Origin of the sequence: Streptomyces sp. DT2A-34 (assembly GCF_030499515.1) — a bacterium.
In the GTDB taxonomy this organism is placed as follows: Bacteria; Actinomycetota; Actinomycetes; order Streptomycetales; family Streptomycetaceae; genus Streptomyces.
In genome coordinates this window covers 7442186-7464171 of record NZ_JASTWJ010000001.1, presented here as the reverse complement: position 1 = coordinate 7464171, position 21986 = coordinate 7442186, and the positions used below count along the sequence as shown (strand labels likewise).

Annotated in this window: 20 protein-coding genes and 3 pseudogenes; 19 read left to right on the top strand and 4 right to left on the bottom strand. The window is 70.6% G+C overall.

The genetic code is table 11. The annotated features are described in order from the left end of the window. Positions 1-86: 86 nt before the first annotated feature. Positions 87-554, bottom strand: a complete 468-nt coding sequence (locus QQM39_RS33305) for an RDD family protein (RefSeq protein ID WP_302001264.1) — start codon at positions 552-554, stop codon at positions 87-89. Between the two features lie 200 nt (positions 555-754). Here QQM39_RS33305 and glnA point away from each other — a divergent pair, with 200 nt between their 5' ends. From glnA to QQM39_RS33285, 4 genes are all read left to right on the top strand, one after another. After that, positions 755-2164: a type I glutamate--ammonia ligase gene (glnA, locus tag QQM39_RS33300; RefSeq protein ID WP_128437170.1), complete on the top strand. Its 1410-nt coding sequence runs from the start codon at positions 755-757 to the stop codon at positions 2162-2164. A 121-nt stretch (positions 2165-2285) separates the two neighbouring features. Beyond that, the gene (locus QQM39_RS33295; RefSeq protein ID WP_302001263.1) at positions 2286-2552 is read left to right on the top strand and encodes a hypothetical protein; all 267 of its coding nucleotides are present in this window, start codon (positions 2286-2288) and stop codon (positions 2550-2552) included. Positions 2553-2685: 133 nt separating this feature from the next. Next, positions 2686-3603, top strand: a complete 918-nt coding sequence (gene htpX, locus QQM39_RS33290) for a zinc metalloprotease HtpX (protein WP_302001262.1) — start codon at positions 2686-2688, stop codon at positions 3601-3603. Between the two features lies 1 nt (position 3604). Continuing rightward, a complete protein-coding gene (locus tag QQM39_RS33285; protein ID WP_302001261.1) occupies positions 3605-4189 on the top strand; it encodes a hypothetical protein in 585 nt (194 codons plus the stop codon). A 34-nt stretch (positions 4190-4223) separates the two neighbouring features. Here the strand turns inward: QQM39_RS33285 and QQM39_RS33280 are convergent, their stop codons facing one another. Next, a complete protein-coding gene (locus QQM39_RS33280) occupies positions 4224-4511 on the bottom strand; it encodes a hypothetical protein (RefSeq protein ID WP_302001260.1) in 288 nt (95 codons plus the stop codon). Positions 4512-4745: 234 nt separating this feature from the next. On the opposite strand from QQM39_RS33280, the pseudogene QQM39_RS33275 reads away from it, so the two are divergent. Both QQM39_RS33275 and QQM39_RS33270 read left to right on the top strand, forming a co-directional pair. Then, positions 4746-5634 (top strand): annotated as a pseudogene (locus QQM39_RS33275) (alpha/beta hydrolase); the annotation flags it as partial. Positions 5635-5750: 116 nt separating this feature from the next. Beyond that, the gene (locus tag QQM39_RS33270) at positions 5751-6941 is read left to right on the top strand and encodes a winged helix DNA-binding domain-containing protein (protein ID WP_302001259.1); all 1191 of its coding nucleotides are present in this window, start codon (positions 5751-5753) and stop codon (positions 6939-6941) included. 77 nt (positions 6942-7018) lie between these two features. Here the strand turns inward: QQM39_RS33270 and QQM39_RS33265 are convergent, their stop codons facing one another. Continuing rightward, entirely contained in the window at positions 7019-7345 is a 327-nt protein-coding gene (locus tag QQM39_RS33265; RefSeq protein WP_302001257.1) for a hypothetical protein, read from the bottom strand. A 232-nt stretch (positions 7346-7577) separates the two neighbouring features. Here QQM39_RS33265 and QQM39_RS33260 point away from each other — a divergent pair, with 232 nt between their 5' ends. The 8 genes and pseudogenes from QQM39_RS33260 (at position 7578) to QQM39_RS33225 (ending at position 16093) form a co-directional block, all read left to right on the top strand. Then, entirely contained in the window at positions 7578-7943 is a 366-nt protein-coding gene (locus QQM39_RS33260; RefSeq protein ID WP_302001256.1) for an arsenate reductase family protein, read from the top strand. 118 nt (positions 7944-8061) lie between these two features. Further along, positions 8062-8751 carry a hypothetical protein gene (locus QQM39_RS33255; protein ID WP_302001255.1) on the top strand — a complete coding sequence of 230 codons (690 nt, stop codon included), beginning with the start codon at positions 8062-8064 and terminating at the stop codon, positions 8749-8751. 548 nt (positions 8752-9299) lie between these two features. Further along, complete coding sequence (gene glnII, locus QQM39_RS33250; RefSeq protein ID WP_302001254.1) at positions 9300-10331, top strand: glutamine synthetase; 1032 nt, start codon at positions 9300-9302, stop codon at positions 10329-10331. A 362-nt stretch (positions 10332-10693) separates the two neighbouring features. Continuing rightward, positions 10694-11248, top strand: coding sequence for a winged helix-turn-helix domain-containing protein (locus tag QQM39_RS33245; RefSeq protein WP_302001253.1), 555 nt, complete (start codon positions 10694-10696; stop codon positions 11246-11248). An 84-nt stretch (positions 11249-11332) separates the two neighbouring features. After that, the gene (locus QQM39_RS33240; RefSeq protein ID WP_302001252.1) at positions 11333-12358 is read left to right on the top strand and encodes an SDR family oxidoreductase; all 1026 of its coding nucleotides are present in this window, start codon (positions 11333-11335) and stop codon (positions 12356-12358) included. 52 nt (positions 12359-12410) lie between these two features. Next, positions 12411-13439: pseudogene (locus QQM39_RS33235) on the top strand (sensor histidine kinase); the annotation flags it as partial. A 252-nt stretch (positions 13440-13691) separates the two neighbouring features. After that, a pseudogene (locus tag QQM39_RS33230) lies at positions 13692-14338 on the top strand (LuxR C-terminal-related transcriptional regulator). A gap of 201 nt (positions 14339-14539) precedes the next feature. Beyond that, positions 14540-16093 (top strand): DUF1996 domain-containing protein, encoded by a 1554-nt coding sequence (locus tag QQM39_RS33225; RefSeq protein ID WP_302001251.1) that lies wholly within the window; start codon positions 14540-14542, stop codon positions 16091-16093. Between the two features lie 77 nt (positions 16094-16170). On the opposite strand, the gene QQM39_RS33220 is transcribed toward QQM39_RS33225, so the two are convergent. After that, on the bottom strand, positions 16171-16602 hold the full coding sequence (locus QQM39_RS33220) for a hypothetical protein (protein ID WP_302001250.1): 432 nt from the start codon (positions 16600-16602) through the stop codon (positions 16171-16173). Between the two features lie 69 nt (positions 16603-16671). Here QQM39_RS33220 and QQM39_RS33215 point away from each other — a divergent pair, with 69 nt between their 5' ends. The 5 genes from QQM39_RS33215 (at position 16672) to QQM39_RS33195 (ending at position 21985) form a co-directional block, all read left to right on the top strand. Beyond that, the gene (locus QQM39_RS33215) at positions 16672-17232 is read left to right on the top strand and encodes a tetratricopeptide repeat protein (RefSeq protein ID WP_302001249.1); all 561 of its coding nucleotides are present in this window, start codon (positions 16672-16674) and stop codon (positions 17230-17232) included. Positions 17233-17303: 71 nt separating this feature from the next. Then, positions 17304-19229 carry a hypothetical protein gene (locus tag QQM39_RS33210; protein ID WP_302001248.1) on the top strand — a complete coding sequence of 642 codons (1926 nt, stop codon included), beginning with the start codon at positions 17304-17306 and terminating at the stop codon, positions 19227-19229. Positions 19230-19317: 88 nt separating this feature from the next. Next, a complete protein-coding gene (locus QQM39_RS33205) occupies positions 19318-20214 on the top strand; it encodes a metal-dependent hydrolase (RefSeq protein WP_302001247.1) in 897 nt (298 codons plus the stop codon). Then, positions 20214-21239, top strand: coding sequence for a PDR/VanB family oxidoreductase (locus tag QQM39_RS33200; protein ID WP_302001246.1), 1026 nt, complete (start codon positions 20214-20216; stop codon positions 21237-21239). The genes QQM39_RS33205 and QQM39_RS33200 overlap by 1 nt, the downstream gene beginning before the upstream one ends. Before the next feature lie 56 nt (positions 21240-21295). Next, a complete protein-coding gene (locus QQM39_RS33195) occupies positions 21296-21985 on the top strand; it encodes a TetR/AcrR family transcriptional regulator (protein ID WP_302001245.1) in 690 nt (229 codons plus the stop codon). The last annotated feature ends 1 nt before the right edge of the window (position 21986 follow it).

Sequence of the window (21986 nt, the reverse complement as noted above, 5' to 3'; positions counted from 1 at the left end):
CGTACGAGAAAGGGGGCGCCCGGTTCCTGCCGGGCGCCCCCTTCGTCGTACGCGAAGAGTCGGTCGTCGTACGCGAAGAGTCGGCGTCAGATCCGGACCTCGACCGTGCGGGCCAGCCGGTCGTGCAGGCCGCGGCCGTCGCGGTCCCAGATCAGGGCCGGGATCGCGACGCACAGCAGGGCGGAGCGCAGCAGGGCGCGCAGCGGGTTGACCGTGCCGGTCTCCAGGGTGACCACGCGGAGGCCGAAGAGGCGCTTACCCGGAGTGAAGCCGACGGTGCCGACGGTCAGGACGCTCATCAGGAAGAAGAGCAGCAGGGCCCAGTTGCTGGTGGCCTGGCCGTAGCCGTCGGTGATGAGACCGTATGCGATCAAGACGCACAGACCCCAGTCGACCGCGAGCGCTCCGAGCCGCCGTCCGGGGCGGGCGATGGAGCCCGGCCCCTCCTCCGGCAGACCGAGCTGCCGGCCCCGGTATCCGAAGTCGACACCTGCGTCCTCGGCCGCCGCGCGGGGGCCCGAGAGCCAGGATCCGATTGCTTGCCTCTTGTCCACGCATCCACGGTACTGGGCGCGTTTTGCGATACGGACAGGTGGGGTGCGGTACGGGATGTCCGGTTAACGTGGGCGAAACAAATGGGTCACGCCCGAGAAATCACCCGTCCCTAGGGTCGAAGACAGCGTGTGCCACCGCACTGGCCGCACGAACGAACTACCACCCCGGCGCGAGGGCGGTCGGGAGTAGGAGGAGCTGGATGTTCCAGAACGCCGACGAGGCCAAGAAGTTCATCGCGGACGAGGACGTCAAGTTCGTCGACGTCCGATTCTGCGACCTGCCGGGCGTCATGCAGCACTTCACGGTGCCCGTCGAGGCGTTCGACCCGGACGAGGAGCTCGCCTTCGACGGATCGTCGATCCGTGGTTTCCAGGCCATCCACGAGTCCGACATGGCGCTGCGCGCGGACCTGTCGACCGCCCGGGTCGACCCGTTCCGCCGGGACAAGACCCTCAACATCAACTTCTTCATCCACGACCCGATCACCGGCGAGCAGTACAGCCGTGACCCGCGGAACGTGGCGAAGAAGGCCGAGGCCTACCTCGCCTCCACCGGGATCGCCGACACGGCGTACTTCGGTCCCGAGGCCGAGTTCTACGTCTTCGACAGCGTGCGTTTCGCCACCACGTCGAACGAGTCCTTCTACCACATCGACTCCGAGGCGGGTGCCTGGAACACCGGTGCCCTCGAGGACAACCGTGGTTACAAGGTCCGCTACAAGGGCGGCTACTTCCCGGTCCCGCCGGTCGACCACTTCGCCGACCTGCGCGCCGAGATCTCCCTGGAGCTGGACCGGGCCGGCCTGAAGGTCGAGCGCCAGCACCACGAGGTGGGCACCGCCGGCCAGGCCGAGATCAACTACAAGTTCAACACGCTGCTCGCCGCCGCCGACGACCTTCAGCTCTTCAAGTACATCGTGAAGAACGTGGCCTGGCGCAACGGCAAGACCGCGACCTTCATGCCCAAGCCGATCTTCGGTGACAACGGCTCGGGCATGCACGTCCACCAGTCCCTGTGGACCGGCGGCCAGCCGCTCTTCTACGACGAGGCCGGCTACGCGGGCCTGTCGGACACCGCCCGCTACTACATCGGCGGCATCCTCAAGCACGCCCCGTCGCTGCTGGCCTTCACCAACCCGACGGTGAACTCGTACCACCGCCTGGTCCCGGGCTTCGAGGCCCCGATCAACCTGGTGTACTCGCAGCGCAACCGCTCCGCGGCCATGCGTATCCCGATCACGGGCTCCAACCCGAAGGCCAAGCGCGTCGAGTTCCGCGCGCCCGACTCCTCCGGCAACCCGTACCTGGCCTTCTCGGCCCTGCTGCTCGCGGGCCTGGACGGCATCAAGAACAAGATCGAGCCGGCCGAGCCGATCGACAAGGACCTCTACGAGCTGGCTCCCGAGGAGCACGCGGGCGTCGCGCAGGTCCCGACCTCGCTCCCGGCCGTCCTCGACTCCCTCGAGGCCGACCACGAGTTCCTCCTCCAGGGCGACGTCTTCACGCCGGACCTGATCGAGACGTGGATCGACTACAAGCGCGCGAACGAGATCGCCCCGCTGCAGCTGCGTCCGCACCCGCACGAGTTCGAGCTGTACTTCGACGTGTGATCGACGCCTGATCGGTCTCGAACCGAGGCACAGCGCCCGCGCCCCCGCTGTCGTGCCGACAGCGGGGGCGCGGGCGTATGTTCTATTCTTCTGCCGCTGAGACGACACGGGGGTGGATCGGATGCCCGAGCACGAACAGGACGACCACGAGCGCGAGTTCGACCTCAGGTGGGCGGACCGGGCCGAGCACAAGGAGCCCTCGGCCCGGGCCCGGATGCTCGCCGCGCGGTGGAAGGAGAACCCGCCCGGTCCGGTGCCGTTCCGGGCCGACCCCGAGCATGTGGCACGACGGAGCCGCCGCTCGGGCTGGGTGTCCACGGCGATCGTCCTGGGCTGCGTCGCCGGGGTGATCGTCCTGCTGGGCTACATCAACTTCCGTACGTACTGAGACCACGTACGGAGACCACGTACTGGGGCCGGGGTCTTTGCTGGTCCTAGGGCCGATCACGACCCGTTCATGGGCGTCGCCGGGTGCACACTGGGCAGTGGGACGAGTGCCTGAGTGCGCGGGGTGATGCGAGATGCAGAGCCGGTTCCGGAGTGATCGGCGGTTGACCGCCCGTATGGGGGTCACGCTGTTTCTGCTCGGGCTGTTGTACGTGGGGTTCGTCGCCGCGTTGATCGTGCTGCTGAAGTCCTGGGTGCTGGTCGTGGTCGTGGCGGCGGCGCTGCTGGGGGCTCAGTACTGGTTCTCCGACCGGGTCGCGCTGTTCGCGATGCGCGGGCGGGTCGTGGAGCGGGAGGAGTATCCCGAGCTGCACGGGGTCGTCGACCGGCTGTGTGCCCTCGCCGACATGCCGAAGCCCGTGGTCGCCGTGTCGGAGATGGACATGCCGAACGCGTTCGCGACCGGGCGCAACCCCGATCATGCCGTGGTCTGTGTGACCACGGGGCTGCTGCGCCGGCTGGAGCCGGACGAGCTGGAGGGTGTGCTCGCGCACGAGTTGTCGCATGTGGCGCACAAGGACGTCGCCGTGATCACGGTGGCCTCGTTCCTCGGCGTGATCGCGGGGCTGATCGTGCGGTTCGCCTTCTACTCGCAGCTGTTCGGCGGCGGGCGCCGGGATCAGAACACCGCCGTCGTCTTCGCCGCCGTACTGGGTGTGTCGGCGGCCGTGTACGCGATCAGCTTCCTGTTGATCCGGGCCCTGTCCCGGTACCGGGAGCTGGCCGCCGACCGGGCCGCGGCGCTGCTCACCGGGCGTCCCTCGGTGCTGGCCTCCGCGCTGACCAAGGTGACAGGAGACATCGCCCGGATTCCCTCCAAGGACCTGCGCACGGCCCAGGCCTTCAACGCCTTCTACTTCACCCCGGCCCTGGGCCGCGAGCCCAGCGTCGCGCGGCTCTTCTCCACCCACCCGAGTCTGGAGCAGCGGCTCGACCAGCTGGGGCGGATCTCCGCCGAGCTGGGTGAGGCGACGGCTCCCGGAGGGGCGTGAGATGGGGCTGCTGGACATCCTGCTCGGCCGTACGAAGCCGGTCGCGCCCGATCTCGACCAGCTCTTCGGGCTGCCGTCGGCGGCGGTGACGCTGGAGGCGGCGGCCGGGTTCCGGCCGACCGGGAGTGGAGCGGTGTGCTTCGCCCCGGTCGAGGGGGCGATCTTCGGGCAGATACACCGCGAGGTCCAGGCGCTGCTCGACGCGGACGCCGAGCGCGAGGGCCGGCCGGTGGAGCTGGCCCGGGACGGCTACGGCTACTCGTGGCTGGTCTCCCGGCGCAAGCCCGAGCAGCTGCCGGAGCTGGTCAACGACCTGCACGCGGTGAACAGCGCGATGGAGGTCAACGGCTTCGGTCCGCAGCTGCTGTGCTCGCTGGCCGGGTTCGAGGACGACGAGGGGAGGCGGCTCGCCCTCGTCTACCTCTACAAGCGGGGCACCTTCTATCCCTTCGCCCCCCTGCCCGGCCGGGCGGAACGGCGTGACAACCCGCTGGAACTGCGGGTGAAAGCCGCCCTCGCGAACGACCTGCGGATCGAGCAGGACCTGACCCGCTGGTTCCCGGTCTGGGGTGCCCCCGGCCTGTGACCGGGGGCGCCTCGGGCTACCAGCCGAGCTGGTCTCACTTGCTCTTGTCGCGCTCCTGGCGACGGGCCTCGAAGGGACGCTCGCGCCGGTAGCGGCGCTCCCACTTGGCCTGCATGTCGCGGCGGTCGCGGTAGGAGTGGTAGTCCGCGGGCACGGAACCGCCCGACGAGGCCCCTCCCCCGGCCCCGCCGCTCGGCACGGAGGAGCTCCGGCCGTACCGCAGGTAGAGGAAGAGCACCGCGACGGCGGCCAGCCAGTAGAGGTGGTTGTCGAATCCTAAGATCACCAGGACGACGGTCCCGGACATGACGATGGTGCCCATCACGGGCCTCCGTGAGCGTGGTTCGATTCTGGATCTTGAGCGGTGACCGATGTTCCGGCGGGGCGCTGGGGGAAGGGCGACCGTCCGTCGGTGCGTAGAGAGCAGCCCCGAGCGCGCAGGGCGGCGCCTGCCCTGCGGGAAGCGGCGTGAGCCGCTCCGTTACGCGTGTCCAGCGTAGGGATCCGGTCACCGGGCGTGCACCTCCTTTTCCCGGGACCCAAGTGCCGTGAAAAAATGGGGCACATGACCGAGCTCTCCCCTTTCACATACGCCCACGACGGTGAACTGCTCAGCGGTGTGTACGGCGGTGACACCGACACCCCGGGGGCGGCCACCGTCGTGCTGCTGCACGGTGCGGGCAACGGCAGCAAGGAGCGGCTGCTCCCGCTGCTCGCCGAGTTCGTGTCCCGCGGCTGCCACGGGCTTGCCTTCGACTTCTCGGGGCACGGCGAAAGCACCGGTGAGCTACGGGAGTTGAGTCTGCGGCGCCGCTTCGAGCAGGCGGTCGCCGTCATCGACGCGCGCGTGCCGGCGGGCGGTGCGCTGATCGTGGTCGGCTTCAGCATGAGCGGGCAGACGGTGGCGGACCTCGTCGGTCACTACGGCGAGCGCGTGGCGGCGGTGGGGCTGTGCGCGCCCGCTGTGTACGCGCGGGAGGCGTGGGACGTGCCGTTCGGCGAGGGGAACGGGCGGTTCAGCGAGATCATCCGCAGGCCGGACGGCTGGCGTGCGGCTCCCGCGCTCGACGTGCTGCGGGCGTACGAGGGGCGGGCGGTGCTCGCGGTGCCGGGGACGGACGCGGTCATCCCGCCGGCCGTGACGGAGGCGGTGCAGGACGCGCTGGCCGCTCGCGCGCAGGCCACCCGGTTCGAGGTGCCGGACGCGGAGCACATGCTGGGGCTGTGGTTCCAGGAGCACGTGGAGGACCGGCGGCAGTTCGTGACGGCCGTACTGACCGGTCTGGGCGACCGGGCCTGGACGGCCACCCGGTCGTGGCCGGCCAAGCAGCTGCCACAGGGACGGACCGTCACCGGCACCGCCTTCACGAAGCGCGGCTGAAGCTCGCGGATTGCGGCGGCTCACCTTGGGCGAGGGCGCGGAGCTCGCGCTGCGTACGTTCGTGGTACGGCTGACGGCATCAGCTATGGCTCGGGGCCGGCCGCTCCGACCCGCCGTTGTCAGTGGGGTCCGGGAGATGCGGTCACTGGCGGTGTGACGGCGTGACGGGTGGAGGTCGGGATGGGTGGCGGGTTGCGGTACATCGGGGTGGCGGAGCGCCGGGCCCGGCTGGGGCTGCGACATCGGCTGGCCGGGGCCGCTCGGGCGGCGGGGCCGGTCGAGGTCGCCGAGTCCCTGGTCGCGCTGCACGGCACCGATCCGGCGACCGTGTATCTGGCCGTGGGCGCGCGGCTGGCGGAGCCCGCGAGCACCGTCGCGCGGACCGAGCGGGCGCTGTACGAGGACCGGGCGCTGGTCCGGATGCACGGCATGCGGCACACCGTGTTCGTGTTCCCTACGGAGCTGACGGCCGTCGTGCACGCCTCGACCGGCCTCGCGGTCGCCGCCCGGGAGCGGGCCACGCTGGTCAAGCACATGGCGGCGGCGGGGGCGCCGGATGCGGCCTGGCTGGCGGAGGTCGAGGAGTCGACGCTGGCCGCGCTGGCGCGGCGCGGGCCGGCGACGGCTGCCGAACTCGCAGAGGACGAGCCGCGGTTGCGTGAGCGGTTCGTGTACGGGGCCGGCAAGAGCTACGAGGGGGTGCACACCGTCTCGACACGGCTGCTGCGGGTGCTGGGCGTCGAGGGAAAGGTGGTGCGGGGGCGGCCGCTGGGCTCCTGGACGTCCTCGCAGTTCCGGTGGGCGGTGGCGCCCGCCCATCCCGGGCTGGACGTTTCCGGGGCGCAGGCGGAGTTGCTGCGGCGCTGGCTCGCGGTGTGCGGGCCGGCGACGGAGGCCGACCTCAAGTGGTGGACGGGGTGGCGCGTGACGGAGGTGCGCCGGGCGCTGGCCGCGATCGGGGCGCAGGCCGTGTCCCTCGACGAGGGGACGGGGTTCGTCCTCGACGGCGACGTCGGTCCGGTGGCCGGGCCCACCGAGCCGTGGGCGGCGCTGCTGCCCGCCCTCGACCCGACGGCGATGGGGTGGCAACGGCGGGAGTGGTATCTGGCGCCGGAGCTGTGGCCGTCGCTGTTCGACCGGAGCGGCAATGTGGGGCCGACGGTGTGGTGGGACGGGCGGGTGGTGGGCGGTTGGGCCCAGCGCGGGGACGGGGAGATCGTCTGGCGGTTGCTGGAGGATCTGGGGGCCGTGGAGCGGCGGGCGGTTCAGGCCGCGGTCGCCGTGGAGGCGGAGCGGTTGCGGGGGTGGGTGGGGGCGGCTCGGGTGACGCCTCGGTTTCGGACGCCGTTGGAGCGGGAGTTGTCGGCGTAGGGGGGTGAGGGCGGGGGCACGCAGGGGGTAAGGCGGTGCCGGGTGCCGTTGATCGTTTGGGCACCCGGCGTCGTGGCCTACCTCGAATACCTCATGAACGCCCGCACCATGTGGCACGTCGTGTCCGACGGCGAATGGACGCCGATCGTCTGCGCGGTGCTTCGGATCGTGTCGTTGTGGGCCTGGTTGGGCATGAGGACGCCCGAGTCGAGCAGGGCGATCGCGAGGCGCATGGCCTTGAGGCGGCGGTTGTGGGTGATGTACCACTCGCGCGGACGGCCCGGCGGCAGCGGCCGCTTCTCCATGGGCGCGTACGGCAGGTCGAGCAGCACCGGGTGCTGCGCGGTGGACTGGGTGGGCAGCGGCTTGCGGGTCGGCTTCGGCTTCAGTGCGGCAGCGGGCACAGGCATCCTCCTGTCGCGGTCAGGGCCCTCACCGAAAGACTTCGGCGTCTTCGGCGATTCCCTCGAACACTGCTCCTAGTCTACCGGCCCCCACTGACAATCAGGGAGTCCGCGAAGCCTGGCAAATGTCCAGGTGAGCAAGGGATTTGGCGTCCTGTCACACCAGCTCCGCGAGGTGCGTGTGAGGCGGCGTCAAAATCGAACAGGCCCTCCACGGGTTAACGTGTGCAGCATGGAAATCTGGATCAATCCGGCCTGCTCCAAGTGCCGCAGCGCGCTCACGCTCCTCGACGCCGAAGGCGCCGACTACACCGTCCGCCGCTATCTGGAGGATGTGCCGACCGAGGACGAGATCCGGGAGGTCCTCGAACGGCTCGGGCTCGAGCCCTGGGACATCACCCGGACCCAGGAGGCCGTCGCCAAGGAGCTCGGGGTCAAGGAGTGGGCCCGGGACGCCGCGGAACACGACCGGTGGATCAAGGCGCTCGCCGAGCACCCGAAGCTGATCCAGCGGCCCATCATCACCGCGGAGGACGGCACCGCCGTAGTCGGGCGCACCGACGAGGCCGTCCGGGACGCCCTGTCCCGCAAGAGCTGAACCATCCCCACCCTCGTGTGACGCAGGTTACTTCAGTGACTCCTGTAAACCGCTGAGTAACCTCGTTCGGTATCTCGTACATAGCGGCGTACGCTCCCCTACCTCTCAGGAGGCGCGCATGTCGCGCAGGAGAACTCTCGGCACGAAGAAAAAGCTCGCGCTGTCGGTGAGTGCGGTGGCGGTGGCCGGAGGTGGTGCCTTCGTCGTGGCCGGGACCTCGAACGCCTCGCAGAGTCCCAGGACCCTGTCGACCGCGGACTCCAACGTCTGCCAAGGCCTTGCCACCGCTCTCGGCAACAACCAGAAGTTCATCGACGGTCAACGGGCCGATCCCGACGCGCAGTCCGAGGCGCGGATCGCCAACCGCGAGGCCGTCATCGCGCAGATCAAGGTCCAGCAGGAAGCGTCCGGGTGTGCGGTTGGGGAGTCGGCTCAGGACTCCCAGGCCTCGCAGCCGGCGCAGACCGCTCCCGCTGAGGAGGCCGGCGACACGGGGGGCGTCGGCGACTCGGGGGACGCGGGGAACGCGGGGGACGTCGGTGGTGGTGCCGGGGCGTCGGGGCAGCAGGTCTGCAACGGCTCGACCGTCACGCTCTCCGGCGAGGGCGGGGCTCCTGCCGCGTCCAGCAACCAGTTCCCGGCGGGCACGAAGCTGAAGGTCACCAACCTGGACAACAACAAGTCCACGACCGTTGAGGTCACTTCGGTGTCCGGCAGCTGTGTGCTGCTCAACAACGCCGCCTTCGAGCAGGTTCGTGAGCCCGGCAAGTTCCTGATCCGTCGGGCAGTGATCGAGAAGGTGGGGTGAGGCTCGGGTAACCACGCCGTACGTGTCATGGGTCCTGCCGCTCGCGGGTGTGGGTGGCAGGGCCCGCGTGGTGCCTCCGGCGGTGGGGCCGGGGGTGCCTGCGGCAGCCTGCGCGGGTGAGTGGGGGTGCGGGTAGCGCCTGCGGGTGGGTTGTGGGTCGGGGCCGTGCCGGGGGGTGTCCGTCCTCGGTCGGGCGGTGGGCGTTGGGCTAGAGGTGCCGTTTCTTGACGCCCGACTCTGCGGGCGGACACCCCCAGGCACGTCCCCTTGCCGCCGTACGCGGGTGCGGGTGCGTGTCTCACTCCCTTCGCATACGAGGCGTCGGACCGTTTCTGGCCAGGGGGCCGGACGTCGCCGTATCGCCTTCGCGGGGTCGCTCACAGCGTGAAACGCGCCACACCACCACCAGGTAACACGGGGTTCACATTCGAGCAACGGGCGGGAAATCGCCTGTTGACAGGCTCGCGGGCATCAAGAGCGGCGCCTCAGTGCCGCAGCGCCGCAGCACCCGCAAGTGCGCCTAGACCCACCCCCGAAGGATGTGGCCCGTGACCTTCAAGGCTGAGTACATCTGGATCGACGGCACCGAGCCGACGGCCAAGCTCCGTTCCAAGACGAAGATCATGTCGGGTGAGCCCGTCGGTCTGGACGCGCTGCCGATCTGGGGCTTCGACGGGTCCTCCACGAACCAGGCCGAGGGCCACTCCTCGGACCGTGTCCTCAAGCCGGTCTTCACCTGCCCCGACCCGATCCGCGGCGGCGACGACATCCTCGTCCTGTGCGAGGTCCTCAACATCGACATGACGCCGCACGAGTCCAACACCCGTGCCGCGCTCACCGAGGTCGCCGAGAAGTTCGCCGCTCAGGAGCCGATCTTCGGCATCGAGCAGGAGTACACCTTCTTCCAGGACGGCTACCCGCTCGGCTTCCCCAAGGGCGGCTTCCCGGCCCCGCAGGGCGGCTACTACTGCGGCGTCGGCGCCGACGAGATCTTCGGCCGTGAGGTCGTCGAGGCCCACCTGGACAACTGCCTGGCCGCCGGCCTCGCGATCTCCGGCATCAACGCCGAGGTCATGCCCGGCCAGTGGGAGTTCCAGGTCGGCCCGGTCTCCCCGCTGGAGGTCTCCGACCACCTGTGGGTCGCCCGCTGGCTGCTCTACCGCACCGCCGAGGACTTCGGCATCTCCGCGACGCTGGACCCGAAGCCGGTGAAGGGCGACTGGAACGGCGCCGGTGCGCACACGAACTTCTCCACGAAGGCGATGCGCGAGGGCTACGACGCGATCATCACCGCGTGCGAGTCGCTCGGTGAGGGCTCCAAGCCGCTCGACCACGTCAAGAACTACGGCGCCGGCATCGACGACCGTCTGACCGGTCTGCACGAGACCGCCCCGTGGAACGAGTACTCCTACGGCGTGTCCAACCGTGGTGCGTCGGTGCGTATCCCGTGGCAGGTCGAGAAGGACGGCAAGGGTTACATCGAGGACCGCCGTCCGAACGCCAACGTCGACCCGTACCTGGTGACCCGACTGATCGTCGACACCTGCTGCACCGCGCTGGAGAAGGCCGGCCAGGTCTGATCCACCCAGTGGCTCCGAGAGCCCAGTAGCTCCCGAGGGGGGCGCCCACCAGGACGGTGGGCGCCCCCCTCGCCTTGTCACTGGGGCGTCAAGGAATCGTCCAAGCAGTGAGAGGAGGGTCCTTTCCGTGGGCGGTGTCTGCTTCAATGGGGGCATGGCCAGCTTCCCGAAGTACTCCTCGACAGGTCGCCATGACCTCGAGCCCTTCTGGCCTTCCCGTCAGCACGACGACTTCGACCGGGTGTGTTGCCGCGCGGTGAACGCGCGGGCCCTGTAAAGCCGTAACTTCCCCGGCCTTCGGCCAGCGCGAAACGACGTACGTCTCCTCAACGGACTCCTCGCGCGAAAAGAGCTGACCTCTCATGGCGACCACTCGTTCTCTGTCCTCCGCCGCCACGCTCAACTCCCCTGCCCCGCACGGTTCACGGCATCATCTGCGTGCCGTGGACCGGGACGAGGTGATCGACGTCGCGGACCTGCTGCCGCCGGGCGCCACCTGGCTGCCCGCCCCCCAGCACTCCCTGCCCACGCTCCCGGGGCAGCCGCCGATGATCGGCTACCTGGTGCTCGTGCCGGCCGACCAGCAGCCGCCGGCTCCGGGTCCGGCCCGGAGCGCCGACGGCGACCCGCTCGTCACCGTCGACACCGTGCGGCGCACCGCCGCCGTCGACGGGCGTGAACTCGACCTCACCTACCTGGAGTTCGAACTGCTCGCCCACCTGGTGGCCAACCCGCATCGCGTGCACACCCGCGACCAGCTGGTCACCACGGTGTGGGGGTACGGGCATGTGGGCGACGGCCGTACCGTCGACGTCCACATCGCCCGGCTGCGCCGCAAGCTGGGCGCCGAGCACCGGGACACCATCCGGACGGTGCGGCGGGTCGGGTACAAGTACGCCCCGCCGATCGGGCGTTGACCTGCCCGGCCACTTGGTCGAAACCCTTCTGCTGATGGCAGAGTCCTGTTCCGTCCCGCGCCCGTGCCGGGCAGAGTCGGCGGTATGAGACTTCTGGTGCTGGGTGGTACGGAGTTCGCCGGGCGGGCCGTCGTGGAGGCGGCCCTCGGGCGCGGCTGGGACGTGACCGTCTTCAACCGGGGCCGGCACGAGCCGCCGGCCGGGGTGCGGTTGCTGCGAGGTGACCGCACCGCGTCCGACGGGCTCGCCGTCCTCGCCGAGCACACCGGCGAGTGGGACGCCGTCGTCGACACCTGGTCGGCGGCGCCCCGCGCGGTGCGGGACGCGGCGCGGCTGCTGCGGGGCCGCGCCGGGCGGTATGTGTACGTGTCGAGCTGCTCGGTGTACGCCTGGGCCCCGCCCGCCGGATACGGCGAGGACGCGCCGCTGGTCGAGGACGCCGAGGCCGGGGCGGAGCAGACCGACTACCCGCGGGACAAGCGGGGCGGCGAGCTGGCCGCGGCCGAGGAGTACGGGGCGGACCGCTCGCTGCTCGTGCGCGCCGGGCTGCTCCTCGGGCCGTACGAGAACGTCGGCCGGCTGCCGTGGTGGCTCGGTCGGATCGCGCGCGGCGGTCCGGTGCTGGCCCCGGGCCCGCGGGACCTTCCCCTCCAGTACGTCGACGTCCGCGACCTCGCGGAGTGGATCCTGGGGGCGGTGGAGCAGGAGCTGAGCGGGCCGTACAACCTGATGAGCCCTCAAGGGCACACCACCATGGGCGAGTTGCTCGACGCCTGTGTGGCCACCGTCGGCGGGGACGCCGAACCGCGCTGGACCGAACCGAAGGTGATCCTGGACGCGGGCATCGAGCCGTGGACCCAGCTGCCGGTGTGGGTGCCGCCGGGCAGCGACATGCACGACGCCCTGCACGGCGCGGACGTGTCCAGGGCCGTCGCGACCGGGCTGCGCTGCCGGCCTGTCGAGGAGACCGTCGCCGACACCTGGCGCTGGCTCCAGGACATCGGCGGTACGGCGCCCATGCGGCCGGACCGGACATCGAAGGGGCTCGACCCGGAAGTGGAGGCCAAGGTCCTGGCCGCCCTCGGGGGTGTACCTGGCACCACCCCCTGATCCGGGGCCCCGGCCCCGTGACCGGCGCTGCGGCCTCCGCGAGACTGACGGCATGACCAACGACACGAAAAACGGCCGCGGTTCGAGGGCACGGGGCATGGGGGTCGCAGCGCTGAGGGGGTTGGCGCTGGCCCTGGTTTCCCTGCCGGGAGCCGTCCTCTGCTTCGTCCTCTCCCTCGTGTCCCTCGCGCTCATCCCGATCGGCGTGGGCATCGTCACGACTCCCTGGGTGCTGACGGGGGTCCGGGCGTTCGCCGACTGGCGGCGGGTCCTCGCCGCCGAGTGGGGCGGGGTGCGGATACCGTCGGCGTACCGGCCGTTGCCGACGAACGCCAATCCGTGGACGCGCACCTTCGGGATGCTGCGCGACCCGGCGACCTGGCGGGACCTGCGGTGGCTGCCGGTCGACATGACGGCCGGGTTCCTCACCGCGCTGCTGCCGGCCGTGCTGCTCTTCTATCCGCTGGAGGGGTTCGCGATAGCGGCCGGGCTGTGGCGGGTCTTCACGGACACCAGAGGCGGCACGTACTGGTACGGCTTCGTGCCGGTCACCGGGCAGGCGTCCGCGCTCGGCGCCGGGGCCCTGGGCCTCGTCCTCCTCTTCGCCGCCCATTTCCTCACCGCACGCCTGCTCCAGACGCACTTCCGGCTCACCCGCGCCGTCCTCGGCTCCAATCAGGGCGAACTGGCCGAGCGCGTACGGGTGTTGACGGAGACCCGGCGCGACGCCGTCGACACCTCCGCCGCCGAACTCCGCCGTATCGAACGCGACCTGCACGACGGCGCCCAGGCTCGCCTGGTCGCGATGGGCATGGACCTCGGCACCGTCGAGATGCTGCTCGACAAGGACCCCGAGCAGGCCAAGCAGCTGCTCGCGCAGGCCCGCCGGTCCTCCGCCGACGCGCTCGCCGAGCTGCGCGACCTCGTGCGCGGCATCCAGTCCAGCCGGGCCGATTTCAATTAAGCCGTCGACCCACCCCCCACCCCTCCCGGGGGCCCACCCGTGCTCGCCGAGCGCGGACTGGGCGACGCCGTAAGGGCGTTGGCGCTGCGGCTGCCGACCGTAAGGGAGGTGAGCGTGGGCGTCGGGTGGTAGCGTACTTAAGTCCCTTGCGGACATGGGGCCAGAAGAGGCCCTGCGGGAGTCAACCGCTCTGCGTCAGACCACCGTTCGCGGTGCTGGCATCGCGGCAGTCCCACGGCAAGGCCGTGAGACCACTGCTCCCCAAACGCCGGACAGCGCCCTGGGCGACCCCGGATGAGACGCCTCCTTGGAGACGGCCACGCCGGAAAGCCCAGGTCACGCCCCAGCTGCAACCCATGTGGGTGACATATGGGCCAAGTCTTCGCCGAAGACCTGTTCCTACTGCACGAGGAACTGGTCCGCTACTCGAAGCCTACGACTTCGAGATCGCCGCCGCCGGGTCCGGCCCCGAGCCGGAGCAGGCGCTCAGCGAACCGGAGCCGGACGTCGCCGTGGTCGACGTCCGGCTGCCGCCCACCCACGCCGACAAGGGGCAGTGCGCGCTGGAGGCCCGGCGGAAGAAGCCCGGGCTGCCGGTGCTGGTGCTGTCCCAGCACGTGGAGCAGTTGTACGCGCGGGAGTTGCTCGCCGACGGCAGTGGCGGGGTGGGGTATCTCTTGAAGGACCGGGTGTTCGACGCGGAGCAGTTCGTGGACGCCGTACGGCGGGTCGCGGCGGGCGGCACCGCGATGGACCCGCAGGTGATCCAGCAGCTGCTGTCCCGGCGCGCGGCCGACGACCAGCCGCTGGCGCGGCTCACGCCCCGCGAGACGGAGGTGCTGGAGCTGATGGCGCAGGGGCGGTCGAACGGGGCGATAGCCGAGCGGCTCGTCGTCACGGAACGGGCGATCGCCAAGCACACCGCCAATATCTTCGCGAAACTGGGCCTGGAAGTGTCGGACGACGACAACCGTCGCGTGCTGGCGGTTCTCGCGTATCTCGACCACGGCCGGTGAAAACGGACCCGGCGTGCACCCGCCGTCAGGGATCAACAACTCGCGGTGTTTACAGGGCTGTTGAGCACACAGCGTTCTCACGAATCTCTCAACGATTTCCGAGGCGACTGAACACCCATGGGACGCCCTCCGTATGAAGGGGAGCCGCTTCACTCCTGTCGGGCGCCTCGATGCCCCGAAAAAGGAAGTCAGAGGAGTTCCATGGGACGCAACACGAGAAAACGCCGTACGCCGCTGGCCACCAAGGCCATAGCCGCATCGGCGGCCCTAGCGCTCGGTGGGGGCGGGCTTGTATGGGCCAACTTCTATGCTTCGGCACACGAGGACAACTCTGGGTGGACCCAGACGAAGTCCACGAACGCCCAGGTCGCGACGATCAACTGCCCTGATGTCGGCCAGAAGCTGACGAAGGTGCCGAAGAGCGCGCGCAGGGGCGTCGCCAAGGAGCTGGCGCTGCTGGACAGGCAGGTCACGGACGCCTACAAGCGTCTCGCTGAGACGCGGCAGGCCCAGGCCGGGGACGCCAACTACGTCAACAACGCCATCCTCGGCCCGCTGAAGTCCAAGCGCGTGGCCACGCTCGACCGGATCGGCATCAACATCAACCGGGCCGGCGGCCAGCGACCGCAGGGCCTCGACCAGCTCGCCCAGTGCCAGGGCGTCCCGGCCGAGCAGCCGGAGACCAACGACGGCCAGCAGGGCGGGGACCAGAACCAGGACGGTCAGGACCAGAACAACGACGGCCAGAACAACGACGGTCAGGACCAGGGTGGCCAGGACGGCGGCGGACAGGACCAGGGCGGCAACGGCGGTCAGGCCGGCAACGGACCGTCGGCGGACGACTTCGTGGACATCACGCAGGTCCAGGGCAACGCACAGCTGGGCGTCGGCGCGAACGGCCTCCCCGCGAACGGGGACAGCGGTTCGACCGGCAGCTTCACCACGAACTGCGGCACCAACGAGAACGAGAACCGCAACTCGGACAACGTGATCGTCGCTCCCGGTGTCAGCAACGGTGCGCAGCACCAGCACGACTACGTCGGCAACCAGGCCAACAACGCTTTCGCGAGCGACCAGGACCTGGCGAACGGCGACACCACGTGCCAGAACCAGGGTGACAGGTCGTCGTACTTCTGGCCGGTGCTGCGGGTGCAGGACGGTCAGAACGACATCGACGCGAACGCCCCCGGTGGCGGTCAGGACGGCAACGTCGGCACGATCGTCCAGCCCAGCGAGGCACAGCTGAAGTTCGTCGGCAACAAGACGAGCGATGTCGTCGCGATGCCGCAGGCCCTGCGCATCATCACCGGTGACGCCAAGTCCTTCGTCAACGGCAACGCCAACGCCAACGCCAACTGGAGCTGCACGGGCTTCGAGGACAAGGTCCAGCTGCACGACAAGCTCCCGATCTGCCCCGAGGGCAGCTCCGTGGTGCGGACGTCCAACTTCCAGAGCTGCTGGGACGGCCAGAACATCGACAGCGCCAACCACCGCACGCACGTGGCGTTCGTCCAGGGCGACGGCACCTGCGCCAACGGCTTCCAGGCGATCCCCCAGCTCCAGGTCCGCCTGGTCTACGACGTTCAGGCCCCGCAGATCCAGAACGGACAGGTCCAGAACGCCTTCGCGGTGGACTCCTTCCCGGACCAGTTGCACAAGGCGATCACCGACCACAACGACTTCATCAACTTCTTCGACGAGAACACGATGAACGAGATGGTCAACTGCATCAACAGCGGCCAGGACTGCCAGTAGCAGTCCTGAACCGGTAGCGAAAGCCGGCGGTGGGATCTCCTCCACCGCCGGCTTTCGTCTGTCCCGGATCTCGGCGGTCAGCCGTGGTGGCTGCCGCTGTTGTGACTGCCTCCGGGATTCATGTGCTCGGAGCCTTCCTCCATGGTTCCGCCCAGCTTGCTCTGCAGCGTGGTGACCGTCTTCTCCTGGCCGACGGCGACCCATTTGCGACCGACGAGGTAATAGCCGCCGTAGTCCTTCGCACCGCTCAGCCACTCGGCCTGGCCGCGGTCGGTGGCGAAGGTGGCGAGGATGTACTTGTCCTTGCCGGTCTTGCAGATGGCCTGCCGGATCTCGTCGGCGTCCGTCTGCATGTTGGGCTTGCACTTCACCTCGGCGGCCAGCTTCTCCAGGCTTCCGGTCGCCGTCCGCGGAACGGCCGCCTCGCTGTCCCCGCCGGATCCACAGCCCGCCAGTGCCAGTACCGTCGCCGCGCCGGCCAGCGCGAGCCCGGGTCGGGTCAACCTCATGTGTTCCTCCGGTCCATGCCGCACAGAGCCCCGGCGGGGCCCTCGTCTCCCATACGGCTGTGGCATGCGATGCGCTCAAATCCGAGGCTCTCACGGGCACGGGTGTGCGAGTGTGGGCCGGTGAACCAGGACTGGGAAGATCGCGTGACCGCCGCATGGGCGGCCTTCGACGCCTACGCGGAAGCCGAGGCGGCCGACTTCCGCGCCGTCATCGACGCCCTCGTCGCCGAGTTGCCGGACGACAGCCCGCTGGGCCCCTTCGAGCAGGCGTGTGCCTGGGACTCGACCGGCCACTCGGACCGGGCGGTGCCGCTGTACCGGGAGGCGCTGGCGCGCGGGCTCAGTGACGTGAGCGGCTACAAGGGGCGGCGGGCCAAGATCCAGCTGTCCAGCTCGCTCAGGAACATCGGGCAGGCCGAGGAGGGTGTCAAGCTGCTGACACCCGAGCTTGACGCGCCCTCCGACGAGCTGGACGACGCGGTACGGGCGACGCTGGCGCTGTGCCTGTCCAGCCTCGGGCGTGACCGCGAGGGGCTGGCCCTGGTGCTGGGCGCTCTCGCGCCGCATTTGCCGCGTTATCAGCGGTCGATGGCGAATTACGCCCGAGCGCTGCTGGAGTCGGAGGGCTGAGCCGTCTCGGGAGGGCGCCCGGGTGGTCCGGGTACCGGTGACCAACTGACCATTCGCTCGTTCTGCTGAACGTGCAGTCACAGGATGTCGCCCCGCGCCCCGCCCCCGCCTCGGCCGACCCGGTCGTCGACGTCGAGCGGGCCGAGGCCGCGCTCGTCGAGCACTATCCGCGTCTCGTCCGGCTCGCCTACCTGGTGCTGCCGCCGAGCCTCGGCCGCAACCGGCGCGTGGTGACCGCGCACTCCCTCACCCAGCGCGCGCTGCCCCGGGGCCGGGCGGCGGCGACGCCCGCGATCCCGGCCCAGTCGACCGGCCGCGACGGCGACCCCGGGTACGCCTTCCTCCGCCTCCAGGTCCTGCGTACGGCATTGGAGGCGGGGCTGCCGCTGCGGCGCCTGGCCTGGCCCAAGCGCTCCCAGCTGCCGCCCCTGCTGCCCCAGGTATGGGGCCTGCGCCTCTTCCCCCGGTCGGGCGGCGCCGACGAACTCGCCCTGGACCAGCAGTTGTCGGCGCTGTCCGGCCCGGCGCGTGCGGCCTACGTCCTGCGCGGCCTGGAGAAGCTCAAGGACGGCGCCGTACGCGACGTCCTGTCGGCGGCCGGCGTCGAGGACGTGGACGACGCGCTCGACGAGGCCGACACCGTGGCCGCGCGGTACGCGCTGCTCGACTCCCCCGAGTTCGACCCCTGCTCGCTCCAGGCCCGCCCCACCGACCTGATGCGGCGCAGGCAGCACACGAAGGCCGCGCTCGCCGCCGGAGCCGCCCTCCTGGTGTGCGGGGCACTGCTCGGTCTGCCCGGCGAGGGCTGGGGCCCCGGCGGTGCCGCCGCCCCCTCATACGCGCAGAACCCGGCGGCCGAGGCCGCCCTCGACCCGGCCCAGTTGACTAAGGTCCCCGCCCTGGCCTGGCAGTCCTCCGCCCGCACCGACTTCTCCGTGTGGCCCGCGCGCGGCGACCTCACCGACGATTCGGCCCTGCTGCGCCGCGCCCTCGCCGTCTGGGCCCGCCCCGGCGAGACGGTCGCGGTCTCGGCGACCCCCGGCACCCCGGCGGGCGGCCCGCCCGGGGCGCCCCAGCTGCTGTACGCCGGGACCGTCGACAACGCGCACGTGGTGATCCTCTACGACGGCCTGCGCATCGTCCGCTACGCCGAACCGAAGGAGGGCACGGCCGGCGCCGCCCTGGACTTCTCCCGGGTCGACGGGGCGACCAGGGCGGAGGCGAGCGCGGTGGTGCTGAGCCGGGCCGACGGCAACGTCCGCTATCTGGTGGCGCCCTGGGTGAAGAAGGCGGCCGAGCGGGATCTGCTGAAGCCGCGTACCGGCGCGATGGCCCTCACCCTGGCCGACGGCATCACCTCGCCGCTGGCGAGCCCCGCCGCCCAGCAGGCCGGCACGTGCACGTCGTGGAACGTCCTGCAGCTGACCGACAGCACCGGCACCCGCCTGCTGACCGACCTCGCCGAGCTGGTCCCGGCCCGCCTCACCACCGGCCGCCCCGGGGCGGTCAAGGACGCGTCCGGCCCGGCGGCGCTGCGCACCTGGGCGCCGTACTCCTGCTGGCTGGGCCAGATGCGCTCCGCGGGCGTGCGCACGGTCAACGCCTGGGCGTTCGCCCGGCAGGCGCTGCCCGACGGGACCGGCTCGGCGGACTGGGTGTGCACGCGCACCGAGACCTGGCGGGGCGGCGGCGAGCGGGTGCTGGCCCAGTTCCGGGCGCCGGGCGCGACGCAGGCGACGGTGGCCGCGAAGGCCGAGAACGTATCGGCGTGCGGAGCGCGGGATCCGCATGTGCTGGCCGGGGTGTTGTGGAAGGCGAACACGGGCGGCTGGTATCTGCTGGCGGCGGGCACCCGGGACACGGAGTCGATCCGGGCCACGGGCGGGGTCCGCGCCGGCACCGAGGGCAGCCTGCTCACGGCGCGCGCCGAGCAGGGCGCGCAGACCGAGTTGAAGGGGACGCTGGAGAGCGGGCGCACGATCAGCGGGCTGCGGTGAGGCCCGGTCCGGCGCCTTGCTGACAGGGATGTAAATAGGGGCGTGCACGGGGGTTCACCCCCGGCCTACCCGTCAGTACATTGACGCCATGTCCAACACGCAGGACCGGGTACCGCTCAAGGCCCGCAAGGTGTCCTTCTCCTGGGACGACACCCCGTTGCACTGGGTGCCCGGGGATCCGTTCACCACGCACACCATCAATGTGCTGCATCTGCTCCTGCCCGCCGGTGAGCGCTGGTTCGTGCACGTCTACAAGCAGGTACTGCCGTACATACGGGACGAGCGGCTCCGCGAGGACGTCATCGGGTTCATCGGGCAGGAGGCGATGCACTCGCAGGCCCACGACGAGGTGCTGCCGCACCTACGGGAGCAGGGGCTCGATCCGACGCCGTACACCGCGCAGGTCGACTGGTTCTTCGAGAAGCTGCTCGGCGACCGCACCCTCCCGCCGGGCCGGGCGCGGCGGTGGTGGCTGATGGAGCGGGTCGCGCTCATCGCGGCCATCGAGCACTACACGGCGTTCCTCGGCAACTGGGTGCTGAACGCCGACGAGTTGGACCGGCGGGGCGCCGACCCGACCATGCTGGACCTGCTGCGCTGGCACGGTGCCGAGGAGGTCGAGCACCGGTCGGTCGCCTTCGAGCTGTTCATGCACGTCGACGGGAACTATCGGCGACGGGCACGGACGTGGGCCACGGCGTTCACCGCGCTGGTGTTCCTGTGGCAGCGCGGGGCGCGGTTCTTCATGGAGAACGACCCGACGCTCGTCGACGGCCGGGCGAGCTTCAAGGACTTCTACGTCCGTGGCCGGCGGGGCCTGCTGCCCACGACCGGTGACATGGCCAGGTCCATCCCGCGGTATCTGAGCCGTACCTACCATCCCTCGCAGGAGGGCTCCACCGAGCAGGCCGTCGCCTATCTCGCCTCCTCCCCTGCCGCCCAGGCCGCCCAGGCCGCCCAGGCCGCCGAGAAGGGTGCCGCCTGATGCCGAAGTTCCGGACCGTCGCCGTGGTCGCCGGTGCCGCCCTGCTCGCCCGGCGGGCGATGCGGCGCCGCATCCAGGCCTCGCCGCTGTGGCCGATGCCCGCCCTGGAGGAGCCGATCTCCGGGCTGCCCCGGTCGCGGGCGCTGCGCCTGCTGGTGGCCTCGCGCGAGGAGATCGCCGACGGGGTCGTACAACTGCGGCTGGAGGGGCGCGACTTGCCGCGCTGGGAGCCCGGCGCGCATCTCGACCTCGTGCTGCCGTCGGGGCTGGTGCGGCAGTACTCGCTGTGCGGCGACCCGGAGGACAGCTCGTCCTACACCGTGGCGACCAGGCTGGTCGCGGGCGGGCGGGGTGGCTCGCGCGAGGTGCACGAGCAGGTGCGGGAGGGGATGGAGCTCCAGGTGCGGGGGCCGCGGAACCGGTTCCCGTTGGTGGAGGCCGCGTCGTACGTGTTCGTCGTGGGCGGCATCGGGATCACGCCGGTCCTGCCGATGCTGCGGGCACTGCCCGACGGTGCCGAGTGGCGGCTGCTGTACTGCGGGCGCGAGCGGGCCTCGATGCCGTTTCTGGAGGAGGTCGAGAAGCTGGGGGGCGGGAGCCGGGTGGCCGTCGTGGAGGGGCGGCCGGATCTCGACGCGTTCCTCGCGGACGTGCCCGAGGACGGGGCCGTCTACTGCTGCGGCCCTGAAGGGCTGATGGCCGCGGTGGAGGAACGGTTTCCCCGGGTGCGCCTGGAGCGGTTCACGCCCCGCGTCTCGGCAGGCGGTGCCTTCGAGGTCGAACTCCGGCGCAGCGGGCGGACGTTGACCGTGGCGGAGGACTCGACCGTCCTCGCCGCCGTGCGTGCCGAGCTGCCGGACACCGCGTACTCCTGCGAGCAGGGCTTCTGCGGGACCTGCCAACAGCGGGTGCTGGAGGGCGAGGTGGACCACCGGGACGAACTGCTGACGGACGCGGAGCGGGCCGACTCCATGCTGATCTGTGTCTCGCGGGCGCGGGGTGACCGCCTCGTACTGGATATGTGAACATCGGTGGTCGATCCGGTCCGTTCGGGGCCGGAATCGATCGGTAAGGTGTTCGTATGACTACCGGGGTACGCCGAAGAATGGGAGTCGAGGAGCGGCGGCAGCAGTTGATCGGCGTCGCCCTCGAACTGTTCAGCCAGCGCTCGCCCGACGATGTCTCCATCGACGAGATAGCGTCGGCGGCGGGCATCTCCCGGCCGCTGGTCTACCACTACTTCCCCGGCAAACTCAGCCTGTACGAAGCCGCGTTGAAGCGTGCCTCACAGGAACTGGCGGCCCGTTTCGTCGAGCCGCAGGAGGGGCCGCTGGGGGCGCGGCTGCTGCGGGTGATGCGCCGGTACTTCGACTTCGTCGAGGAGCACGGCCCCGGTTTCGCGGCGCTGATGCGCGGCGGCCCGGCGGTCGGCTCGACGGCGACGAACGCGCTCATCGACTCCGTACGGCAGGCCGCGTATGTCCAAATCCTTTCGCATCTGAAGGTGGAGAACCCGCCCGCGCGCCTGGAACTGGTCATCCGCACCTGGATCTCGCTCGCCGAGTCGACGGCGCTGATCTGGCTGGACGGGCGGCGCATCCCGCGCGCCGAGCTGGAGGCCCAGCTGGTGCACGACTTCGCCGCGCTGGCCGCGGTCAGCGCCGCCTACGACGAGGAGATGGGCGCGCTGCTGCGCCGCATGCTGAAGGAGGAGCCGGCCGACGGTCCGTTCAGCGACCTGGTCGCCCGGCTGATCTCGCTCGCGTCCTAGG